Origin of the sequence: Microvirga tunisiensis (genome assembly GCF_009296175.1) — a bacterium.
GTDB classification, from domain to species: domain Bacteria; phylum Pseudomonadota; class Alphaproteobacteria; order Rhizobiales; family Beijerinckiaceae; genus Microvirga; species Microvirga tunisiensis.
Window position 1 is genome coordinate 96,796 of record NZ_VOSK01000001.1, and the last position, 20,614, is coordinate 117,409.

At 60.7% G+C, this 20,614-nt stretch carries 17 protein-coding genes and 1 pseudogene; 12 read left to right on the top strand and 6 right to left on the bottom strand.

Annotated elements, in window-relative coordinates; genetic code table 11:
- Positions 1 to 13: 13 nt before the first annotated feature.
- From moaA to moaD, 3 genes are all read right to left on the bottom strand, one after another.
- Entirely contained in the window at positions 14 to 1,003 is a 990-nt protein-coding gene (moaA, locus tag FS320_RS00400) for a GTP 3',8-cyclase MoaA (RefSeq protein ID WP_244626890.1), read from the bottom strand.
- Between the two features lie 624 nt (positions 1,004 to 1,627).
- The gene (locus FS320_RS00405) at positions 1,628 to 2,107 is read right to left on the bottom strand and encodes a molybdenum cofactor biosynthesis protein MoaE (RefSeq protein ID WP_152708631.1); all 480 of its coding nucleotides are present in this window, start codon (positions 2,105 to 2,107) and stop codon (positions 1,628 to 1,630) included.
- A gap of 23 nt (positions 2,108 to 2,130) precedes the next feature.
- Entirely contained in the window at positions 2,131 to 2,382 is a 252-nt protein-coding gene (gene moaD, locus FS320_RS00410) for a molybdopterin converting factor subunit 1 (RefSeq protein ID WP_152708632.1), read from the bottom strand.
- 580 nt (positions 2,383 to 2,962) lie between these two features.
- Between moaD and FS320_RS00415 the strand changes: the two genes are divergently transcribed.
- From FS320_RS00415 to FS320_RS00425, 3 genes are read left to right on the top strand one after another with little or no spacing between them, the layout of a single operon-like run.
- Positions 2,963 to 3,577: a (2Fe-2S)-binding protein gene (locus FS320_RS00415; protein ID WP_152708633.1), complete on the top strand. Its 615-nt coding sequence runs from the start codon at positions 2,963 to 2,965 to the stop codon at positions 3,575 to 3,577.
- A 3-nt stretch (positions 3,578 to 3,580) separates the two neighbouring features.
- Entirely contained in the window at positions 3,581 to 4,579 is a 999-nt protein-coding gene (locus FS320_RS00420; protein ID WP_152708634.1) for an FAD binding domain-containing protein, read from the top strand.
- On the top strand, positions 4,576 to 6,711 hold the full coding sequence (locus FS320_RS00425; protein WP_152708635.1) for a xanthine dehydrogenase family protein molybdopterin-binding subunit: 2,136 nt from the start codon (positions 4,576 to 4,578) through the stop codon (positions 6,709 to 6,711). The genes FS320_RS00420 and FS320_RS00425 overlap by 4 nt, the downstream gene beginning before the upstream one ends.
- Before the next feature lie 290 nt (positions 6,712 to 7,001).
- Here the strand turns inward: FS320_RS00425 and FS320_RS00430 are convergent, their stop codons facing one another.
- Complete coding sequence (locus FS320_RS00430; RefSeq protein ID WP_152708636.1) at positions 7,002 to 7,370, bottom strand: transposase; 369 nt, start codon at positions 7,368 to 7,370, stop codon at positions 7,002 to 7,004.
- 178 nt (positions 7,371 to 7,548) lie between these two features.
- Here FS320_RS00430 and FS320_RS00435 point away from each other — a divergent pair, with 178 nt between their 5' ends.
- Entirely contained in the window at positions 7,549 to 8,442 is an 894-nt protein-coding gene (locus FS320_RS00435) for a LysR substrate-binding domain-containing protein (RefSeq protein WP_162002723.1), read from the top strand.
- Positions 8,443 to 8,676: 234 nt separating this feature from the next.
- On the opposite strand, the gene FS320_RS00440 is transcribed toward FS320_RS00435, so the two are convergent.
- The gene (locus FS320_RS00440) at positions 8,677 to 9,246 is read right to left on the bottom strand and encodes a DUF4405 domain-containing protein (protein WP_244626891.1); all 570 of its coding nucleotides are present in this window, start codon (positions 9,244 to 9,246) and stop codon (positions 8,677 to 8,679) included.
- Between the two features lie 1,519 nt (positions 9,247 to 10,765).
- On the opposite strand from FS320_RS00440, the gene FS320_RS00445 reads away from it, so the two are divergent.
- The 3 genes from FS320_RS00445 (at position 10,766) to FS320_RS00455 (ending at position 14,169) form a co-directional block, all read left to right on the top strand.
- The gene (locus FS320_RS00445) at positions 10,766 to 11,221 is read left to right on the top strand and encodes a (2Fe-2S)-binding protein (protein WP_152708637.1); all 456 of its coding nucleotides are present in this window, start codon (positions 10,766 to 10,768) and stop codon (positions 11,219 to 11,221) included.
- The gene (locus FS320_RS00450) at positions 11,221 to 13,515 is read left to right on the top strand and encodes a xanthine dehydrogenase family protein molybdopterin-binding subunit (RefSeq protein WP_152708638.1); all 2,295 of its coding nucleotides are present in this window, start codon (positions 11,221 to 11,223) and stop codon (positions 13,513 to 13,515) included. The genes FS320_RS00445 and FS320_RS00450 overlap by 1 nt, the downstream gene beginning before the upstream one ends.
- Positions 13,516 to 13,779: 264 nt before the next feature.
- A complete protein-coding gene (locus FS320_RS00455; RefSeq protein ID WP_152708639.1) occupies positions 13,780 to 14,169 on the top strand; it encodes a c-type cytochrome in 390 nt (129 codons plus the stop codon).
- 297 nt (positions 14,170 to 14,466) lie between these two features.
- Here FS320_RS00455 and FS320_RS00460 read toward each other — a convergent pair whose 3' ends face one another.
- Positions 14,467 to 15,360, bottom strand: coding sequence for a LysR family transcriptional regulator (locus tag FS320_RS00460; protein ID WP_152708640.1), 894 nt, complete (start codon positions 15,358 to 15,360; stop codon positions 14,467 to 14,469).
- Between the two features lie 175 nt (positions 15,361 to 15,535).
- Here FS320_RS00460 and FS320_RS00465 point away from each other — a divergent pair, with 175 nt between their 5' ends.
- The 5 genes and pseudogenes from FS320_RS00465 (at position 15,536) to FS320_RS00485 (ending at position 20,601) form a co-directional block, all read left to right on the top strand.
- A complete protein-coding gene (locus tag FS320_RS00465; protein ID WP_152708641.1) occupies positions 15,536 to 16,735 on the top strand; it encodes an MFS transporter in 1,200 nt (399 codons plus the stop codon).
- A 77-nt stretch (positions 16,736 to 16,812) separates the two neighbouring features.
- Positions 16,813 to 17,604 carry a carboxymuconolactone decarboxylase family protein gene (locus FS320_RS00470; RefSeq protein ID WP_152708789.1) on the top strand — a complete coding sequence of 264 codons (792 nt, stop codon included), beginning with the start codon at positions 16,813 to 16,815 and terminating at the stop codon, positions 17,602 to 17,604.
- A 41-nt stretch (positions 17,605 to 17,645) separates the two neighbouring features.
- Positions 17,646 to 18,116, top strand: coding sequence for a (R)-mandelonitrile lyase (locus FS320_RS00475; RefSeq protein ID WP_338105261.1), 471 nt, complete (start codon positions 17,646 to 17,648; stop codon positions 18,114 to 18,116).
- Positions 18,117 to 18,243: 127 nt separating this feature from the next.
- Positions 18,244 to 19,022 (top strand): annotated as a pseudogene (locus tag FS320_RS00480) (NAD(P)-dependent alcohol dehydrogenase); the annotation flags it as partial.
- Between the two features lie 1,102 nt (positions 19,023 to 20,124).
- The gene (locus FS320_RS00485; protein WP_152708642.1) at positions 20,125 to 20,601 is read left to right on the top strand and encodes a cytochrome P460 family protein; all 477 of its coding nucleotides are present in this window, start codon (positions 20,125 to 20,127) and stop codon (positions 20,599 to 20,601) included.
- Positions 20,602 to 20,614 lie beyond the last annotated feature (13 nt).

A 20,614-nucleotide genomic window follows, 5' to 3' on the forward strand; every position in this document is an offset into this window, starting at 1 on the left:
CATGGAATTGCGCTCAGCCCCCTGTCACGCTCATGTGACGGCTCAGCGCCGGGCGGGCGTGGCGCCGGTCGATGATGAAGTCGTGGCCCTTCGGCTTGCGGGCGATGGCATCGACGATAGACCGTTCGAGAAGCTCGTTGCTTTCGGAAGCGCGCACCGGTGCCCGCAGATCGGCGGCGTCCTCCTGGCCGAGGCACATGAAGAGCTGGCCAGTGCAGGTGAGGCGCACCCGGTTGCAGCTTTCGCAGAAATTGTGCGTCATCGGTGTGATGAAGCCCAGCCGCCCACCGGTCTCCTTCACCCGCACGTAACGCGCCGGCCCGCCGGTGCGATCCGCCAGATCCTCCAGCGTGTAACGCCCGGCGAGGCGGGCGCGCACCAGCGAGAGGGGCAGGAACTGATCGATGCGCTGCCCGTCGATCTCGCCCAGGGGCATCACTTCGATGAGGGTGAGGTCCATGCCGCGCCCATGGGCCCATTCGAGCAGGGGCTCGATCTCGCCCTCGTTGACGCCCTTCAGGGCGACGGTGTTGATCTTGACCTTGAGGCCGGCATTCTGAGCGGCATCGAGCCCCTGAAGCACTTTTGTCAGGTCGCCCCAGCGGGTGATACGGCGGAATTTCTCGGCATCGAGAGTGTCGATCGATACGTTGATCCGCTTCACGCCGCAGGCGGCGAGCTCCTTCGCGTGGCGCGCGAGCTGCGAGCCGTTGGTGGTGACGGTAAGTTCGTCCAGGCCACCCGAATCCAGGTGCCGGGACAGGGAGCCGAACAGGGTCATGATGTCCCGCCGCACCAGGGGCTCGCCGCCGGTGATGCGCAGCTTGCGCACGCCCCGGTCGACGAAGGCCGAGCAGATCCGGTCGAGCTCCTCCAGGGTGAGCAGGTCGCGCTTGGGCAGGAACGCCATGTCCTCGGACATGCAATAGACGCAGCGGAAATCGCAGCGATCCGTCACCGACACGCGAAGATAGGTGATCGCCCGGCCAAACGGGTCCAGCATCTTGTTTGCTCCTGAGGAGGATTCAACCCTATCTGTCGGCGGTTCCGCTGAGACTATATGGTGTTGAAGCATTCGGCCGGTCATGAGGTCACCACTCCCGCTACTTTCATGCAGAATCCATGCTCCGTCTCTTCGATCGACTGGACCACCCTTTCCGCTGACATATACATGGGTGTGTTAAAACCATTGGACGGCTACACCATGCCACTTGTGATGTAGCTATCAAAGGAGCCCACTTGATTGACCCGAGGTCACCATAGATACCCCATGCCGTTCACGCGCGGTGCAGCAGGATGTCTGGATATCGCTTGTATAGGGATTTAGCAGCGCCTCCGGCTTTTGATTAGATGGGATTGTCTGCATGAAGATATGAATACGGCTCATGAGTAATGCGAGGGTTACCCGTCCCGTCGCCGTAATAATGGAACGGCGCTGCTTCGTAAGAAATGCAAAGGTTTAAGTCGCCTACCTAAAGATGAGCCACAACGTCCAGCTGTTTGAGATCGGCTCGATGATCACTCTTGCCGCACATGACAACCAGATACCGGCTGCATTGCAGGTAATGATTGGTCATACAAGCATCGAAATGAGCATGCGTGATTGCCAATCTCACAATCTGCTCGGTCAAAGCGAGACTGATAGACCTGATTGGTTCCATCGTTCCGCGGCCTGATCGTCCAGTTCTTTAGCTTCAACCCAGGCTCCCACCGTGCCATCCTTGAGGTGCTCACGCTTCCAGAATGGCGCATGGGTTTTCAGGTAATCCATCAGAAATTCGGCAGCCTCGAAAGCAGGCCGTCGATGGGCACTGGCAGCAAGGATCAGCACGATCTCCTCACCAGGAGAGATCTTACCAAAACGGTGAATGACAGTCAGACCAAGCAAAGGCCAGCGACTCTCAGCCTGCCCAGCAATACGAGCGATCTCGGTCTTGACCATGCCGGGGTAATGTTCGATTTCAAGAGCCGACAGCCTCCCGCCTTCATCGCGGCATAGCCCAGTGAAGGCAACGAGCGCACCGATATCGGCCCTACCCTCGGTCATGGCCGCGGTTTCGGCGGCCATCTGGAAGGGCTCAGCCTGGATGCGGATGATTGCTGCCATGGGTTCTCGCTCCTTGACGGGACCTAGCCTCCTGTCATGGGCGGGAAGAAAGCAATCTCCCCCGCTCCGGCGATCCGGGCCTCAAGCTTGACATGAACATGGTCGATAGCCGCCCGGACAATGCCTTCATTCTCGAAGGCATACTCGTACTCGTCGCCCCGACTCCTCAGCCAACTCACCAAGTGGGCCACAGTCTCAATCCCTTTAGGCACTTCCACTTGCTCATCGGTCTTGCCGACGCGCTCCCGCACCCATGCGAAGTAGATGAGCTTCATAAGTTGTTCCTAAGCAATCGTGCTGATGTCTACCTGTCACGAACAACAGGATTGTTGCTATGACAGATGAGCGGAATGGAAGTCCTGATGATTGGGCTTTAGCGGCACAGATGCAAGAGCCTCGTCAGACACACTATGTGATGTGTTTGCCGAGCCTGATATTAGCTCAGCGTTGCGACCGGAGAGAGCAACCGGCTACGAATGCCACTATCAAATCGGGTTTGGGCAGAGCCGTTGGTCAAGCAGACTAGCCAAAGCTCGCTAGGATGATTGTAGCGCGTGCTCCAGTGTGGGTATGGCGAGTGCGAGGGTGAGTCAACGCTCAGCCAAACCTTTTGTGTCATGATTCAAATTCATAAGGCTTATCGGAAATGGATCATTATCAGAGACCGTCTTAAGTCTACAATCTTATCGGACATCTAACGGCAGATACGATAACGTTATCATATGGCGTCAATAAGAGTGCTAATTGGAACAAGTACTTCAGGCATACTCTGCCGCCGATGATGTCGGTTGCCGTCAGCGACTTCATGTAGCGGGCTTGGATAGGCCAACGCTACATAGGACAGGAGACCCGACGATGGCCAACTCGAATTTGACGCGCCGAGAGATATTGGAAGCCGCCGCAGCCAGTGGCGGCGCTCTGGTGGGAGGCCAACTCATGCCTGGAACGACATCTCCGGCGGCCGCGCAAGGTGCTGCCGGGATCCCCTCCCCACTCGAGGTCGTGTTACGGGTCAACGGAGCCGAGCACCGGATGACCCTCGATCCGCGGACAACGCTGCTTGATGCTTTGCGGGAGCACCTGCATCTGACCGGCTCAAAGAAGGGCTGTGGCCTTGGCCAGTGCGGCGCCTGCACGGTGCTGATGGACGGCAAGCGCGTCAAATCCTGTCTCTCGCTCGCTGCCCTCGTGGACGGCCGCGAGATCACGACCATCGAAGGCTTGGCTCAAGGCGAACAGCTCCACCCCTTGCAGGCTGCTTTCATTGAGCGTGATGCCTTCCAATGCGGCTATTGCACGTCCGGGCAGATCATGGCCGGGGTCGCGTGCATCGCTGAGGGCCACGCTGGTTCGGCACAGGAGATCCGGGACTGGATGAGCGGCAATCTGTGCCGCTGCGGTGCCTATGACCACATCGTCGGGGCCATCCAGGACGCTGCAGCGGCCACCGGTTCCGTTCGGAGAGGTTGAGCCATGCATCCCTTCACCCTCGAACGGCCACGCGACATAGCCGCCGCCCTCGCCTTCGGCGCTCAGCCCGGCCGCAACGACGCGCCTGCCGAATACATCGCCGGCGGCACCGACATGGTGCAGCTCCTGCAAGAAAATGTGCGCCGGCCTGAGCGGCTGGTCAGCCTCGCCGGCCTTCTCGACAACCGCATCGATGTCGGACCGCAAGGGCTCCGGCTCGGCGCGGCCGCCACGATGGCGGAAGTCGCGGCTCACCCCGCGGTGGTTGAGCAGTTTCCCGTCATCGCCGAGGCGTTGCTGAATTCGGCAAGCCCTCAGGTGCGCAACCAGGCGACCACGGGCGGCAACCTCCTGCAGCGCACCCGCTGCCCATATTTTCGTGACATCGGCTACGACGCCTGCAACAAGCGCGCACCGGGTTCCGGCTGCGCTGCCATCGGCGGCGAGAACCGCTGGCATGCGGTGCTTGGCACGAGCGAGAACTGTATCGCCACTAACCCGTCCGATCTTGCGGTTGCGCTCGTCGCCCTCGACGCTGCTATCGAGGTGCATGGGACCGGCGGTCAACGCACTGTGCCGCTGGCCGACTTCCACCGCCTGCCCGGCGCGACCCCGCACATCGAAACCGTGCTCGAACCGGGCGAGGTGATCGCCGCCATCACTGTGCCGGCCAATCCGGTGGCACGGCGCTCGCATTACCTCAAGGTGCGTGACCGAGCTTCCTTCGAATTTGCCATTGTGTCCGCCGCAGTGGCGCTCGAGATGGACGGTAACCGCATCCAGCAGGCACGCGTCGCCCTCGGTGGGGTCGGGACCAAGCCTTGGCGTGTCCCGCCAGTTGAGGCGGCGTTGGTCGGAGCCAGTCTTGATCCGGCAGCGCTGCGCCCGGCAGCGGCCCTTGCCGCGGCGGGAGCGCAGGGGCACGGGCACAACGGGTTCAAGATCGAATTGATGCAGCGCGCCATTGTGCGGGCCGTCGAAACCGCGGGAGCTCGCGCATGACCACCGCTTTCATCGGACAGCCCATCAGCCGTGTCGACGGTCGCCAAAAGGTCACGGGCCAGGCGACTTATGCGGCCGAGTTTGATCAACCGAACCAAGCCTATGCTGCAATCGTGGGGAGCACGATTGCAGCTGGCCGCATTGCCTCGATCGAAGCCGCGGCAGCAGAGCGGGCGCCTGGTACCATCGCGGTTCTCACTCATCACAATGCGCCCAAGCTCGCCTACGCTCCGCACAAAGGATTTACGGACCCTGAGGTCGGTGAGCGTCTACACATATTGCAAAACGACAAGGTGAGCCATCAGGGTCAGCCAATCGCCCTGGTGATCGCCGACAGTCTTGAGCAGGCTAGCCACGCGGCCATGCTGGTGCGGATCATCTACGCGCCCGAAACCGGGACCACCGATGTCACTCGAGTCGCGCCGGTGCCGCCGACTCAGCAGAAGACCGACCAGGGCGCAACCCAGCCCCCGGAGATTCAGCGCGGCAATCCCCAGGAAGCCCTCGCGGCTGCCGAAGTCAGCGTCGGCCAGACCTATGTACACCCCCGGGAGAACCACAACCCGATCGAGATGCACGCCACCATCGCCGCTTGGGAGGGTGATCGACTGACCCTGTGGGACAAGTCGCAGTGGGTGCATGGCGTGACCGATGAGATCGCCGCCGTGTTCGGCATTCCGGGCGAGAACATCCACGTCGTCTCACCCTTCGTCGGCGGCGCCTTCGGCTCAGGGCTGCGGACCTGGCCGCATGTGACGCTGGCGGCGCTCGGCGCCCGCGTCACAGGTCGGCCGGTCAAGTTGATGCTGTCACGCCGCGAGATGTATTACGGTGTCGGGTACCGCCCGCACACTGTCCAGCGCGTGGCGCTCGCCGCGGCCCGCGACGGCCGCCTCACAGCCATCATGCACGAAGGTTACCAAGAGACCTCCACCTACGAGGAATTCTCGGAAGCGCTCCTGAATGCGAGCCGGTTCCTGTATTCCTGCCCGAACGTCTACACGCGCCATCGGATTGTGCCGATGAACGTGCACACGCCGACCTACATGCGCGCACCTGGCGAGGCGAGCGGTATCTTTGCGCTCGAATCCGCGATGGACGAACTCGCGGTGGCCCTGAACATAGATCCCGTTGAACTGCGCCTGCGTAACGAGCCCGAGCAGGACGAGTTCAAGAAGCTGCCGTTTTCGAGCCGCTCGACACAGGAATGTTACCGCGTAGCGGCAGACCGCTTCGGCTGGAGCCGCCGCACCCCCGAACCGCGCTCGATGCGCGATGGACGGTTCCTCATCGGCTGGGGTATGGCGACCGCAACTTATCCGATGAACTTCGCTCCTGCCTCCGCTCTTGCGCGTCTCCTGCCAGATGGCACCGCTGAGGTGGCAAGCGCGGCAAGCGACATGGGGCCAGGCACATGGACATCCATGACCCAGGTGGCGGCGGAAGCCCTTGGCCTTCCGATTGAACGGGTGAAATTCTCCCTTGGCGATAACCGGCTGCCGAAGACGCCGCCGCATGGTGGCTCAATGACGATGGCGAGCGTCGGCAGCGCCGTGCAGGCAGCCTGCAGGAAAGTGCGTGACGGGGTTCTCGCACGCTCTGGCGGGACTGATATTGCCGAGGCGATGGGTCGCCTGACCGAGCCGTTCGAAGCAACTGCCGAGGTCAAGCCGGGTGATACAGGTCAGCGGTTCTCTACCCATGCTTTTGGAGCCGTGTTCGTCGAAGTGGCCGTTGATCCGGATCTTGGGGAGACCCGGGTGCGGCACATCATCGGCGCCTACGGAGCCGGCCGCATCATCAACCCCAAAATGACTCGCAGCCAGTGCATCGGCGGCATGATCGGTGGCATTGGCATGGCGCTGATGGAGCACTCAGTCGTGGATGCTCGCAACGGGCGGGTTCCAAACGCTAATCTCGCTGAATACCCGGTGCCGGTCCATGCCGACACCCCGCCGGTCATGGAGGCGATCTTCGTGGAGGAGCACGATCCGCATATAAATCCGCTTGGGGCAAAGGGAGTGGGTGAGATCGCTATGGTGGGCGTTGCGCCAGCGATAGCGAACGCCATCTTCCATGCCACAGGCAAGCGCATTCGCGAACTGCCGATAACGCCTGACAAGCTGCTCTGAAGGCGTGGCAGATCCGCGCGAAATTTATCGTGACGGAGGCCTTTCCCGGCACCAAGCAAAGGACAGTCTAGCAATGAAATCACAAGCAGCGGCTCGACACCTTCATGCAAGGCGTCAGCTGACCTGAGGCTGTCTGGAGGTTAAGCTGCTGCATCGCCTAATCTTTTGATCATCAGGCGTCACATCTCGAGATAGATCCACGTCTCGGTGGTGGCCGAAAGGCGTTCCCAATCCTTCGCCAAGCGCCGGTTGTGGATCAGCCACTCGAAGGTGCGCTCGACGATCTAGTTTTATGACGCTAATGCTTGTTTCGCACAGGCGGCCTTTTGCAGGATAGCTGAGGCTGAGACGGTCCAGATAAAGGGTCTGGGGTCGGCATTGTGGTGCTCCAGGTAGGCCATGATCGTGGCCTTCACGTCGGGCACGCTCGTGAAGGCGGCACGCCAGATGCGCTCCTGGGTAATCAGGGCAAAGAAGCGCTCAACCTGATTGAGCCACGGGGCCGAGGTCGGCGTGAAGTGCAGATGGAAGCGCGGATGCCTCTCGCGCCAAGCCTTCACCTTCGGGTACTTGTGGGTGGCGTAGTTGTCCACGATCAGGTGCAGGTCGAGGCGCTTGTTGGTGTTGCGATGGATGACGCGTAGGAAGCGCAGAAACATCGCTCAAGTCGGTGTCGTAGCTGAGGGCTGTCATGCCCTTTCAGATCGGCTCAACCCGTTTCTCCAGACCCCCTCTAACAGCTTATGACATACTCGTTACTTGTTAGCACATCAGGACCCTGTATCTCCTATGATTCTGCCGATATAATACGTTCGATGATATGAGGAAGATTCATTAGTGCTCCGCGGGAATGTGAATGACCTTGTTGCGTTCTTAGCCGTCGCTCGAGAGCTTAGTTTCACAAAAGCAGCAGCGAAGATCGGTGTCTCACAATCGGCCCTGAGCCATACCCTCCGCCTGCTTGAGGCGCGGCTTGGCATCCGCCTCCTCACACGCACGACACGGGCCGTCTCCCTTACGGAAGCCGGCGAGCGCCTGCTTGAGAGCATCGGGCCGCACTTCGATGAGATCGAGGCCCAAATGGAAGCCCTCAGCGAACTGCGCGACAAGCCGGCTGGGACCATCCGCATTGCAGCATCCGACTATGCGATCAGGTTCGTCCTCTGGCCGAAGTTGCGGAAGTTCCTCCCGAACTACCCAGACATCAAGGTCGAACTCGTTCAAGATAATGGGCTCACCGACATCGTTACCGAGCGTTTCGAAGCCGGCGTGCGCATGGGCGAGCATCTCGCCAAGGACATGATCTCCGCCCGGATCAGCCCGGACTTCCGCATGGCGGTCGTCGGCGCGCCATCCTACCTTGCCAACCAGCCAACACCGCTTCACCCCAAGGAGCTCGTCGGCCATAAATGCATCAACTTCCGCCTTCAGACATCGGGCGCATTGTACGCGTGGGAATTCGAGGAGAATGGCCGCGAGATCAAAATTCGTGTTGAGGGCCAACTGGCCTTCACCAACAGCTTCGATGTCCTGGAGGCGACACTCGATGGCTTCGGCCTGTCCTACATGGCGGAGGAGATCGTCCGACCATACCTTGAGCAGGGACGGCTTGTGCGCGTCCTGGAGGAGTACTGTCCTTACTGGGACCCCTACTATCTCTACTATCCGAGCCGCCGGCAGTCGTCGCCGGCCTTCGCCGCCGTGGTGGAGGCACTGCGCCATCGGGGGTGAGTCCGGGCCGTCCGAAGGCTGGGTGCACATGCTCACGCACGTGCCCCATCCTCAGACGCCGCGCTGCGCACGATCCGTGTCTGCTGCCCGCCGATAGTCACGGTACGGCGGCCCCGCCACCACACCATGATGTAGTGGGTCACAATGGCGGGCAGGCAGACGACCCCACCCAATGCCCGGAGAAGGGCGTAACTGAGGCGTTGAAGTCCCAGAAGCCGAGGCTGTAGGTGAAGGTCAGCTTGTCCCATACGCCCAGAACGAAGCAACTCCACAGTCGGAAGGCGGCCGGGAACACGCAGCGGCGCGGAGCGCCAACGCTCTCGCCGGGTTCCACGGTGTGAGCCTTAGGGTGGTGCGCGCCATCGCCATGACGCGCGTCCAGTGCAGGCCGACATGGGCGCCGACGATGATCATGACCCAGTAGGCTGCGAACCAGTGCACGTCACGCAGGTAGATGCTGTCCGAGACGGGAAGGAACTCAAGCGCCGACTTCGAGATTACGATGCTCGCCACCAGGAGAACCGCCACGTTGGTGATCTGCAGCAGATGGAGCGCGAGCGTGAAGGTCCGGCGGGTATCGTAGCGCCCCCAGAACAGGTTCGTGAACCAGGCCCGGTTCACGGCGATGTGCCAGCCAAACGGCGCGAACAGCACCGTCCCGAAGATCTCGTGCGGCAGGTTCTCGAGTCCTCGATAGAGTAGCGCGAGCAGCAGGAGGATCGGCATCGCAGCAGGCAATCCAAGACGCTTGTGGATGATGGCTTTCAAGGGGAATTCGGGCGTCATCACTTGAAGCTGGCTCAAAAGCCATACTTCAGGGAGGATCACTTTTCAGGAGGCAGACCATAACGATTGCCGTCCATAACGGGGCTCGAAGACTGACAACAGTGCGGCTCCTCGATGAGCAGACCAACTTTATTCTGCCAGCGGTGACGATAGGAGCCACCAAGTCCACCCAAACATGCTAGACGATGCAATCCGTCCCAGCAGCACATACCCCGATTAACGGTCGAGTCTGCCTGTGGCCTTTGTTACTGCTCTGGCACTCTCATGCCTACATCAGGCATTCGGACGAAAGTCGGACACCTAGAATGCATGGGAAGATTGCCGCCGAAACGGCGGCAATCCGTGAACTCTGAGCGTAGGGGGTACTGGCGATACGTGACTACTCCCTTGCCTGAGTGTCCTTTTCCGTAAGAAAGGCTTGGTTCTGCTGCTTGTCAGACGACTGGATGCTACCAGTCTTCTCTTGGCGATCCGTCGATGCAGAAGCCTGATGATACGTACAGTCTGCCATCGCAGATGTTGCAGACAGCCCGAGAAGTGCGGCAAAGATGAAGCCTACTTTCATATCCGTATCCTCTTTGTTGTCGCGCCCGTTCTAATGGCACATCGGTAAAGTAGTCTGCAATGTGCGTATCGGTAATCACGATGCTGAGATCTGCTGACTAGGTCCCTGCTGTAGGAGAACGAATGTCGTTCATCACTGCACAATGCTGAATCTCCGCCCTGCACCAGAAGTAGAAAGACATCAACGCCAGCTCTTGCCCATATGTTTCGTGAGTTAAACTCATAAGGCTTATCGAAGATGAACAATAATCAGGTTGCATGGATCGGCTATGGTCGAGCCTTGTGCGAACGCTGCCCGTAGCGCAACCCCGCGATGTGCATAAGTTGGATGGCCGAAAGTCAATGCTGATCGAAAGGGATGAAGATGGCCCATGCCAGCTCGTAACCCTCTGGGACGTCGAAAGGAGCTAGTTGATGAAACGGCGAAAACTGCTTTTAGCTGGGGGGCTCTGTCTTCTTGTTGCCACTCCTACATTGGCGTCGCCTTGTGGCGATTCCATCCGTGCATTGGAGCCGCGAGTGGATGAGGCAACATCGCAAAGCGTAGCTCTCTCGTCAGGGGGGCAAGGGGTTGCCGCCTCTCGAGAGTCTCAGGCCATGCAAGCCGAGAAGGGCGCATTTCCTCCCGGCGAATCGCCTCAGAAACTTCCAGAGCACGATGTAGAAGCGACAGCAGCAGCTACGCCGTTGGCTGGCGGGGACAGGTCCTTGAAAGCTCGCGCTGCTCTCGATCGAGCGCAGGCTTTGGACCGCGAAGGCGATGCAGCGGGGTGTGCTGCGGCATTGAACGAGGTACGACGTGAACTCGGAGTGGCGCAATAGCAATTCTGCGAGAGCTACCATTGCGGTCACAGTCTCTCGAATTTCTGCTGATGCCAACAGACGCGGAGAGTACTTGGGTTGATTAATCCTGATAGATGATTAGTCATCCCCTATTCTGAAATGTTTAATCAACTTATCGAGAAAGAACGCTATGGCAACACTCGTAGTGAATGGCGCACGAAAATCCTTCGATGGCGATGAGGAGATGCCGCTCCTATGGTACTTGCGTGATGAACTAGGCCTGACTGGCACGAAGTTTGGTTGCGGCATCGCCCAGTGCGGGGCCTGTACCGTGCACCTCGATGGCACTGCGGTTCGGGCTTGTGTGACCCCAATGGCAGCTGCATTGGGTGCCACAGTGACAACGGTGGAAGGTCTTTCGCCGGACGGTAGTCACCCTGTTCAAGTTGCTTGGAGAGACCTCAACGTATCGCAGTGCGGCTACTGCCAGGCCGGCCAGATCATGCAGGCCGCGTCGCTCCTCAAGGACAACCCGAGCCCGAGCGACGAGGACATCGACAGCACCATGAGCGGCAACATCTGTCGGTGCGGGACATACCCGCGCATTCGCGCTGCTATCAAGCAGGCCAGCACGGGAGGTCGTTAATGACAGGCCACAAGGAACCCGCTCTTGCGGTTGCGAACGTCAGCCGCCGAGGGTTTTTAGCAGGCATTACAGCCGGTTCGCTGGTGCTGGCTGTCGGCTTGTCGCCCGAAGTCAATGCGCAGGAGAAGAAGTTCGGCCCCGATGGCATGCCCAATGGATGGCGTGACGATCCGAAAGTGTTCGTCTCGATCAGCCCAGATGGTCTTGTGACCGTCACCTGTCACCGGCAGGAGATGGGCCAAGGGGTCCGCACCTCTATTGCAATGGTGGTGGCGGATGAACTGGACGCCGACTGGTCGAGGGTCCGTGTGGCCCAAGCGCAGGCCGACGAGGCTAAGTACGGCAACCAAGACACGGACGGCTCACGCTCGCTTCGCCACTTCTTTATGCCCATGCGCCGAGCTGGTGCCGCTGCACGTACAATGCTGGAGCAGGCGGCGGCTGCCCAATGGGGCGTTCCGGTCCAAGAGGTCCGCGCCCGGGAGCACGTGGTACTGCATGAACGAACCGGCCGGAGGCTTGAGTACGGTGCACTCGCGGCTGCCGCCGCATCCCAGCCAGTACCTGCACGTGAGGCGCTCAAGCTGAAGGACTCTTCTACCTTCCGCTACATCGGCAAAGACCGAATTGGGCTGGTCGATAACGGCGACATCACGACCGGTAAGGCTGTTTACGGGATTGATGCTCGCGCGGACGGCATGCTCTACGCAGTTGTTGCACGTCCTCCTGTCTTCGGAGGGCGCGTCGGAAGCGTCGATGATGCTGAGACGTTGAAGGTCCCCGGCGTCGTCAGGGTCGTGCAGATCGCACCGCCCGACATTCCGTCCGAGTTTCAACCGTTGGGTGGAGTCGCTGTTGTGGCACGCAACACCTGGGCTGCCATGCAAGGGCGCGACAAGCTTAAGATCGTCTGGGACGACGGTCCGCATGGGAGCTATAGCTCGGACACCTATCGCGCTGATCTGGAGGCTGCAGTCCGCAAACCCGCTAAAGTCGTTCGCAGCCAGGGCGATGCCGATGCCGCCATGGCCACGGCAGCAAATAGGGTCGAGGCTGAGTACTACATCCCCCATTTGACCCAGGCGCCGATGGAGCCGCCGGCCGCACTTGTCCAGATTAAGGACGGCAAGTGCGAGGCGTGGGCCTGCGTTCAAGCTCCGCAAGCCACCCGTACCCGGCTGTCGGAACGTCTTGGCATTTCGGAAGAGAACGTCATCGTCAATGTCACCCTGCTAGGTGGCGGCTTCGGCCGTAAGTCCAAGCCGGATTTCGTTCTCGAAGCCGGCTTGATCAGTCAGGCCATGGGCGGCACTCCCGTGAAGGTGACATGGACCCGAGAGGACGATCTGCACCACGGCTACTATCACACAGTGTCGGTTGAGCGGCTCGAAGCGGGTCTCGACCAGCGCGGCATGCCAGTTGCATGGTTGCACCGCAGCGCTGCACCGACGATCGGCTCCATCTTCGCCCCGGATCCCAAGCATGAGCTTCCATTCGAATTAGGAATGGGGTTTACGAATGTGCCGTTCGCAGTGCCGAACATGCGTATGGAAAATCCTGAAGCAGCGGCGCATACCCGGATCGGCTGGTTCCGATCGGTCTCAAACGTGCCGCATGCGTTCGCGGTCCAGTCTTTCATTGCTGAGTTGGCGCATGCTGCCGGGCGTGACCCGAAGGACTACCTTCTCGACCTGATCGGTCCTGCCCGCATCATCGACCCGACCGATATTGGGGACGCCTGGAATCATGGCGAGGATCCGAAACTCTATCCAATCGATACGGGTCGCCTGCGGCAGGTCATTGAGACGGCCGCTTCCGGCATCGGCTGGGGGCGGAACCTGCCACAGGGCAGCGGGCTAGGTATCGCAGGCCACTACAGCTTCGTGAGCTACGTGGCCGTCGCTGCCGAGGTACGGGTCGATGGGGACAGGCTTGTCATCCCGCGGGTTGATATCGCGATCGACTGTGGACCCCGGGTCAATCCCGATCGTATCCGCTCCCAGATGGAGGGTGCCGTCGTAATGGGAGTAGGGCTTGCGACGACCTCGGAGATCTCATTCAAGAATGGTCGCGTCGAGCAGAACAACTTCGACGGCTATGAGGTCACCCGGATCGATACGGCACCCCGTGAGATTCATGTGCATCTGGTAGCGTCGCACGATTACGGGCACCCGCTTGGGGGCGTGGGCGAGCCGGGCTTGCCGCCTGTCGCCGCAGCCATTGCCAATGCGGTGTTTGCCGCAACAGGCAAGAGGATCCGGCGTCTGCCCATCCGGGATCAGTTCGTAGCGTAGCCGGGCAGCAGGTGGACCTGATTGCTCGGTCCACCTGCTTCCGAGGCATTTTGTTTAGCTGCGAATGCCGCTCCCGGATCAGATGGTACCGCAATAAGCAGTAGTTTTGTTCGAAACTGGTGGACCTACCGGAGAGGGAATTATCCACTTGGCTCGTCTGGGGTCGACCTGACAGGTGTGGCGAACTGCAGTTGGCTCGAAAACCCGTTGCAACGTTGGTTGCTCACACCGAGTTGTGTTTACCGCCCAGCATAGGAGTTTCTGATGCGTTCCATCGCTGTTTCCGTTACCTTTCTCATCGTCGGCCTCGGCCATACCCGGGCTCAAGATATGGCCGCTGGCGAGCGGGTGTTCGCACAATGCCGAGCCTGTCACCAGGTCAATGAGAACGCAAAGAACGCTGTCGGTCCTCACCTGAACGGGCTTTTTGGCCGTGTTGCTGGATCGGTGGAAGGCTACAACTACTCCCCTGCCAACAAGAATTCCGGCATCACCTGGGATGAAGCGACCTTCCGGGAGTACATTCAGAACCCGCGTGCGAAAATTCCTGGTACCAAAATGGTCTATGCCGGCCTGAAGGACGAGCAGCGGATCAACGATCTCATCGCCTATCTGAAGCAGTTTAACGCGCAGAGGCAGAAGGCCACCCAATGACCAGCGTTTCTCCTCAAGACCTTGCCGCGGGATCGTTATCTCTGGCGGAAGTGGAAGTATGACCGCAATCCGCATCCATCCCCTGCGGAGTAGCTAGACCGGCACCATTAGGTCGTCGAGCGTAACCAGATCGATAGTTCAGAAGCCAGTGATGCTGAGTGCACGCGCGGAGGCAATCTACAAATTACGCGCTGCATCGGCCAAAGTGGGTGCGGTTTCATCAGCCGCTGCGACGCATGCCGTTATGAGCTCGGCTCATCAATCTCACCTGAAGTTGAAGGATGGGCCATCATTGTTTCAGCTCCGATGGCGCAGGGCATCGACGACCAAGTTGAAGGCCGCAGAGGATTGCCGACGGCTTGGGTAGTACAGGTGGTATCCCGTCCACGACGGGCACCAATCCTCGAGGACTCGCTCGAGGTGCCCGGAGGCGATGTGCGGCAACGCCATGTCCTCCGGCACATGGGCGAGCCCAAAGCCATCCACCGCGGCATTCAAGATCTGGAAGATGCCGTTGAACACGAGTTGTCCCTCGACCCGGACAGCCAGCTCGTGTCCGTCCCGTTCGAACTCCCAGGCATAAAGCCCACCATAGGTGGGAAGGCGCAGGTTGATGCAGGTATGGCCGAGAAGGTCCTGAGGGGTTCTGGGCCGTGGTCTGTTGGCGAAGTATGACGGTGCTCCGACCACCGCAAAGCGGACATCGGAGCTGATGCGCACCGCGATCATGTCCTTGGCAACCTGCTCGCCGAGGCGCACGCCCGCGTCGAACCGCTGCTCGACGATGTTCGTCAGGGATTGATCGAGGCCGATCTCAACCTTGATGTCAGGGTAACCGGGAAGAAATTTTCTGAGCTTCGGCCAGAGGACCGTCTCGGTGGGATGATCACCCGCTGTGATCCTGATCGTGCCGGCAGGCTTCTCCCGGAACTCGCTCAATCCGTACAGCTCGGCCTCGATCTCGGCCAGCCTGGGACCTGCCGTCTGGAGCAGGCGCTCCCCCGCGTGAGTGGGCGCCACGCTGCGGGTGGTCCGCGTCAGGAGCCGCACGCCCAATCGCTCCTCAAGGCCACGCAAGGTGTGACTCAGGGCTGATTGGGAGACGCCGAGCTGCGCGGCGGCCTTCGTGAAGCTCCGCTCGCGTGCAACGGTCAGGAAGGCGATCAGGTCATTGACGTTCCCGCGCAACATTCATGAATTCCACTCATAGGTCCATTCACGTCTTAGCACCTAATCGACGGGAGGGGTACAGCCTATGTTCAGGCTCGTAGCCATGCACCAATAGGCTCCGGAGACACTCCCCGCATAGCTCCCTTCGCTCGCCTCGGGTCCATCCCGAAGCGAACAACGTTATTACGAGGCCCCAATGACCGTGGGATATGCTTCCCCTTGCGACACGATACCCGAGCGGGCGCCTGCATGGGGGGCGGTCCTTGCCATGTCGCTATGCTGCATGGTGCTCGTCGCCTCCGAGTTCATGCCGGTCAGCCTGCTGACACCCATTGCCGCCGACCTTCACATGACCGAGGGCCAAGCCGGGCAGGCGATCTCCGTCTCAGGCATCTTCGCGGTGCTCACCAGTCTGTCCATCTCGGGCCTGACGTCCCGATGGGATCGGCGCACCGTCCTGCTCGTGTTGGCCCTCTCGCTGATCGTCTCTGGAACGGTCGTGGCCCTTGCGCCGAACTACACGATCCTAATGGTTGGCCGAGCGGTCCTTGGCATCGCCATCGGCGGGTTCTGGTCGATGTCGGCCGCAGCGGTCATGCGCTTGGTGCCGAAGGACAGCGTGCCTCGTGCCCTGGCGGTCCTGCAAGGCGGGACTGCATTGTCCTCCATCGTCGCCGCGCCGCTTGGGAGCTTTCTTGGTGGGTACATCGGGTGGCGCGGAACCTTCTTCTGCGTGGTGCCTCTGGCAGCCATTGCGTTAGTGTGGCTACTGATGAGGTTGCCCTCCATGCATGCCGGGCGGCGGACCGGCTCAGCGAACGTGTTCAGGCTGCTTCGCAGGCCAGTGGTGGCCTATGGCATGGCGGCGATCACGCTGTTCTTCATGGGTCAGTTCGCGCTGTTCACTTACCTGCGACCGTTCCTTGAGATGGTGACCCACGTCGACGTTCCGACCCTGTCGCTCATCCTGCTGCTTCTGGGTGTGACCGGCCTCGTTGGGACCACCCTCATCGGATCCTTCCTGAAGAACGGTATGTATGGCGTGATGATCGCGATTCCACTTGCAATGGCAGGGATTGCCGTTGCCCTGATCACCTTCGGGAACTGGCTTACCGGAACGGCATTCCTGCTCGGGGCATGGGGCCTAGTGGGCACTCCGGCACCCGTGGCGTGGAACACTTGGCTCACCCGGACCTTGCCCGAGGACGCGGAAGCCGGCGGCGGACTGATGGTGGCCGCCATCCAACTGGCGATCACTCTGGGCGCGACCATTGGCGGCCTCCTGTTCGACGTGAGCGGCTATCAGAGCACCTTCAGTGCGAGCGCAGCCATGCTGGCCGCTGCAAGTCTCATGGCGTTCGTGACGCAGCGGGCGGGATCATCCGCACGCACGTGAGCACCGCATGGGCCGTCGCAATCCACGCCGTCGAGCCACTTAACCCCACCACCTTACAGGAAAAGAACCGTCTCACCATGAAACTGCTGGTCGCCACATTCGTATCCCTCGCACTGGCAGCCCCTGCCCTTGCCCAAGGAAGCGCTCCTATGTCCACACCTCTTCAAAACGCTTCGGCGCTCTCGGTGGCCGATATCGGGTCCGTCTCCCCGGCCCTCGGCCGATACGCCAAGGAAGACGTTGCTGATGGCCTGTGGCAGCGCCCTCAACTCTCCCGTCGCGACCGCAGCCTCGTGACGGTGGCGATCCTGATCGCACGCAACCAGACGCTGGACCTGCCGCATTACATCAACCTTGCCCTCGACAGCGGCGTGACACCGCGCGAGCTCTCCGAGACGATCACGCACCTCGCCTTCTACGCGGGCTGGTCGAACGCCATGGCGGCGGTTGCCGTCACCAAGGACATTTTCGCCCAACGCCGGATCGAGCCGGATCAGTTGCCGACCGCATCGCCGCAGCTCCTGCCGCTGAACGAGCAGGCGGAGGCAACCCGGGTCGCGAGCGTGCAACGCCTTCTCGGAACCGCCGCTCCTGGCCTCGACCAGTACACCACCGATCCGCTCTTCAAGGACGTGTGGTTGCGCCCCGACCTGTCGCCGCGTGACCGCAGTCTTGTGACCATCACGTCGCTAATGGCGAATGGGCAGGTGGCCCAGCTCGCGGGTCATTTGAACAGGGCCTTGGACAACGGCCTGACGCAAGAACAAGCCGGCGAGGTGGTGACGCAGATCGCCTTCTATGCCGGCTGGCCCAATGCCTTCTCAGCCGGTCCGGTTGTCGCCGAAGTCCTCAAGGCTCGGTCCAACTAACCAAAACTGTCTCGCCCGCTCCTATCCTGCAGGGATTCAACGTGAAGAACACACTCATCGCAGCCACCATGACCGCGGCCGCACTCGTCGGTGAGCCGGCCAATGCGAAGGAGATCCAGGTTTTCCCGAGCGGCTCCTCGCCGTCGGTGGTCGCCGATCCGAAAAATTTCTCGGGTCAGGTGGTGGTGGATCTTCTCACGCCGCCATCCGTCGAGATCCCGGCCTCGTCGGGTCTTGTGACTTTCGCTCCACGCGCACGCACCGCCTGGCACAGCCATCCGGCTGGGCAGATGCTCATCGTCACGGCAGGAAGGGGCTGGGTCCAGCGGGAAGGCCAGGCTCGCCAGGAGATCACGTCCGGCGACGTCGTGTGGATCCCAGCCAGGATTAAGCACTGGCATGGCGCAACCGACACCAACGGCATGAGCCACGTCGCGATCACGTACATCCAAGACGGAAAGAACGCCGATTGGATGGGGTTGGTCACTGACCAGGAATACGCCACCCGATAGCGGCGCATTCAACCGGGATGGGATCCATGAACACGGCTCGTCATGGCAGGTTCGGCTGAACTCTGCTCGCCTGACCACCCTTCCGCAGACGCCCATCCAATGATCCAAGCAAAGAAAGTAAGCCTCCATGACTGTAAAGGCTTTTGGTGCCTACGCCGGAGACAAGTCGCTCGAACCGATGGACATCAACCGTCGGTCAGTCGGCCTCCACGATGTCGGCATCCAATTCGCTTTCTGTGGCGTGTGCCACTCTGACATCCATCAGGTTCGTGCCGAATGGGCGGGCACCCTGTACCCTTGCGTGCCGGGGCACGAGATCGTCGGCCGGGTGTCGGCGGTGGGCGCGCGTGTGACGAGCCACAAGGTCGGCGATCTGGTCGGCGTGGGGTGCATCGTCGATAGCTGCAAGCGTTGCGACGATTGCAGCGACGGGTTAGAAAACTACTGCGACCACATGGTCGGCACCTACAATGGCCCCACGCCCGATGCGCCGGGTCATACGCTGGGAGGCTACTCGCAGCAGATCGTTGTGCACGAGCGCTACGTGCCGCGCGTCAGTCACCCTGAAGAGCAACTGGCTGCCGTCGCGCCGCTGCTGTGCGCTGGGATCACCACCTACTCGCCGCGCGCCACTGGAACGTTGGACCCGGCCACAAGGTGGGCGTCGTCAGCATCGGCGGCCTGGGCCACATGGGCATCAAGGTCGCGAACGCGATGGGCGCGCACGCGGTGGCGTTCACCACCTCCGAGTCGAAGCGCGAGGCCGCCAAGGCATTAGGCGCGCATGAGGCCGTCGTCGCCCGCAACGCGGACGAGATGGCAGCGCACGCCAAGAGCCTCGACTTCATCCTCAACACGGTGGCAGCACCGCATGACCTCGATGCCTTCTTCGCGCTGCTCAAGCGCCTCCGGCCGCAAGCAAGGCAGATAGAACCCGGGCGCTGGAGAGTAGATAGCGTCCAAACCCGGTGAAGTCGTCTTGAGAAAAAGGTCGCATCGAAGTGTCCAGATTTTCAGCCACATCGGGATCCGAGCGAGAAGGCGTCCTCTCGATACGTTCGGCCGGTTCAGTAACTGCCTTTGAATGGTCCGTAGGTGGCCTCAATGAACTGGATTATCCGGCTCGCTGCGGGCTCCTTGGAGCCATGCGGGCGGTGTACGACAAAGAGTCTCTGTCGGCCGGCGGCGCCTGCTAGCGGTAGGAAGGCAACGATCCTCAATGTGCACTCGTCGAGAGTGTCCGACCTGGAACGGTCAGGATACCTCATCACAACCCTATCCGTTGCTGTGGACGGATAACGCGACAGCTTCGGGAACAGATGCAACCGCCTCACTGCGCCGGCCTCAAGGCTCACCCTCAAAACTGAAACCGCGGGCCGCGACACGTGCCGGTGGGACACGATGATCGAAGTGCTGAGCAGATCCTAATCCAGGGTCTACCCGCAGAGACCCTGCTCTCCCTGTTGGGCAGCCGCTACTGCGAGACGGATTGTCTCTCCGACGTCGCCTTGAGCCCCTTTGGACCAACTTCGTTAGGCTGGGCCCATGTGCAGGTGATCTGTGACCACGTGCACGACCATGTCACCTGCGGCTATGAGCACTCGCGCGCGAGCGGATCGCTACACTTGCCAGGCAGCCCCGTCATCTCTCTCAAAATTAAGATGAGGACTGATTATTGGTCAGTCTATGAATACTGCACGCCCTTATGAATAGTATTCATAAATCCCTCGGCATCTTCGACCCGAACGATGATTCAATGTCACTTCGCGGATTGATGAATACCGCTCATGACAACATGCGATTTCTGCCGTCTAGTTACGGATCGAAGCATCGGCTATCTGTGCCGAACGATCGATCCGGCGTCTGACGGGCAGCATTGACGCGCCCTGACTGCTTTTCGCCGAAAGGCGAGCTGCATGCGCCGGCCTATCGGAAAGCGAAGCAACTTCGGGAGAGCCGCGTAACCGCACTTGCGTGCCTCACAAGCGGCAAAAAATGGATGCAAGCGATGAACAGAAAAGGTTGGAGCTTCGGGTTAGCTTCGATTCTCGGTGCAGCGGCGCTCATCGGCGGATATCTCATGCTGCCTGAGGGCGTCGGGCCTGCGCCGGCCTTTGCTCAGGTGGGTACGGTCACCTTCCCGGAGCTTGAGAAGCTCGTACACTACACGACGGTACGGCGCGGCGTGACGCGCGAGCACATGCTCACCAATCAAGCCGCCCTCGACGCCATCCAGGCCGGGCAGCCGGTTCCGACCGGAACCCATGTCGTTCTGGTCGACTACCAAAGCGACGTCCTGGCCCGTTACTTAGTGGCCGAGAAAACAGGAAATAACCCGGACGACTGGGCGTATCAGGCGTTCACGCCGGAGCGGTCGATCAAGACCGACGATGAAAGCCCGGCGCGTTGCTACTCCTGTCACCAGTCCCGCCAGGATCGGCAATACATGTTCACCTTCAGCGATGCACGCAGTTTCCAGGACTAACTCCTGAACATCT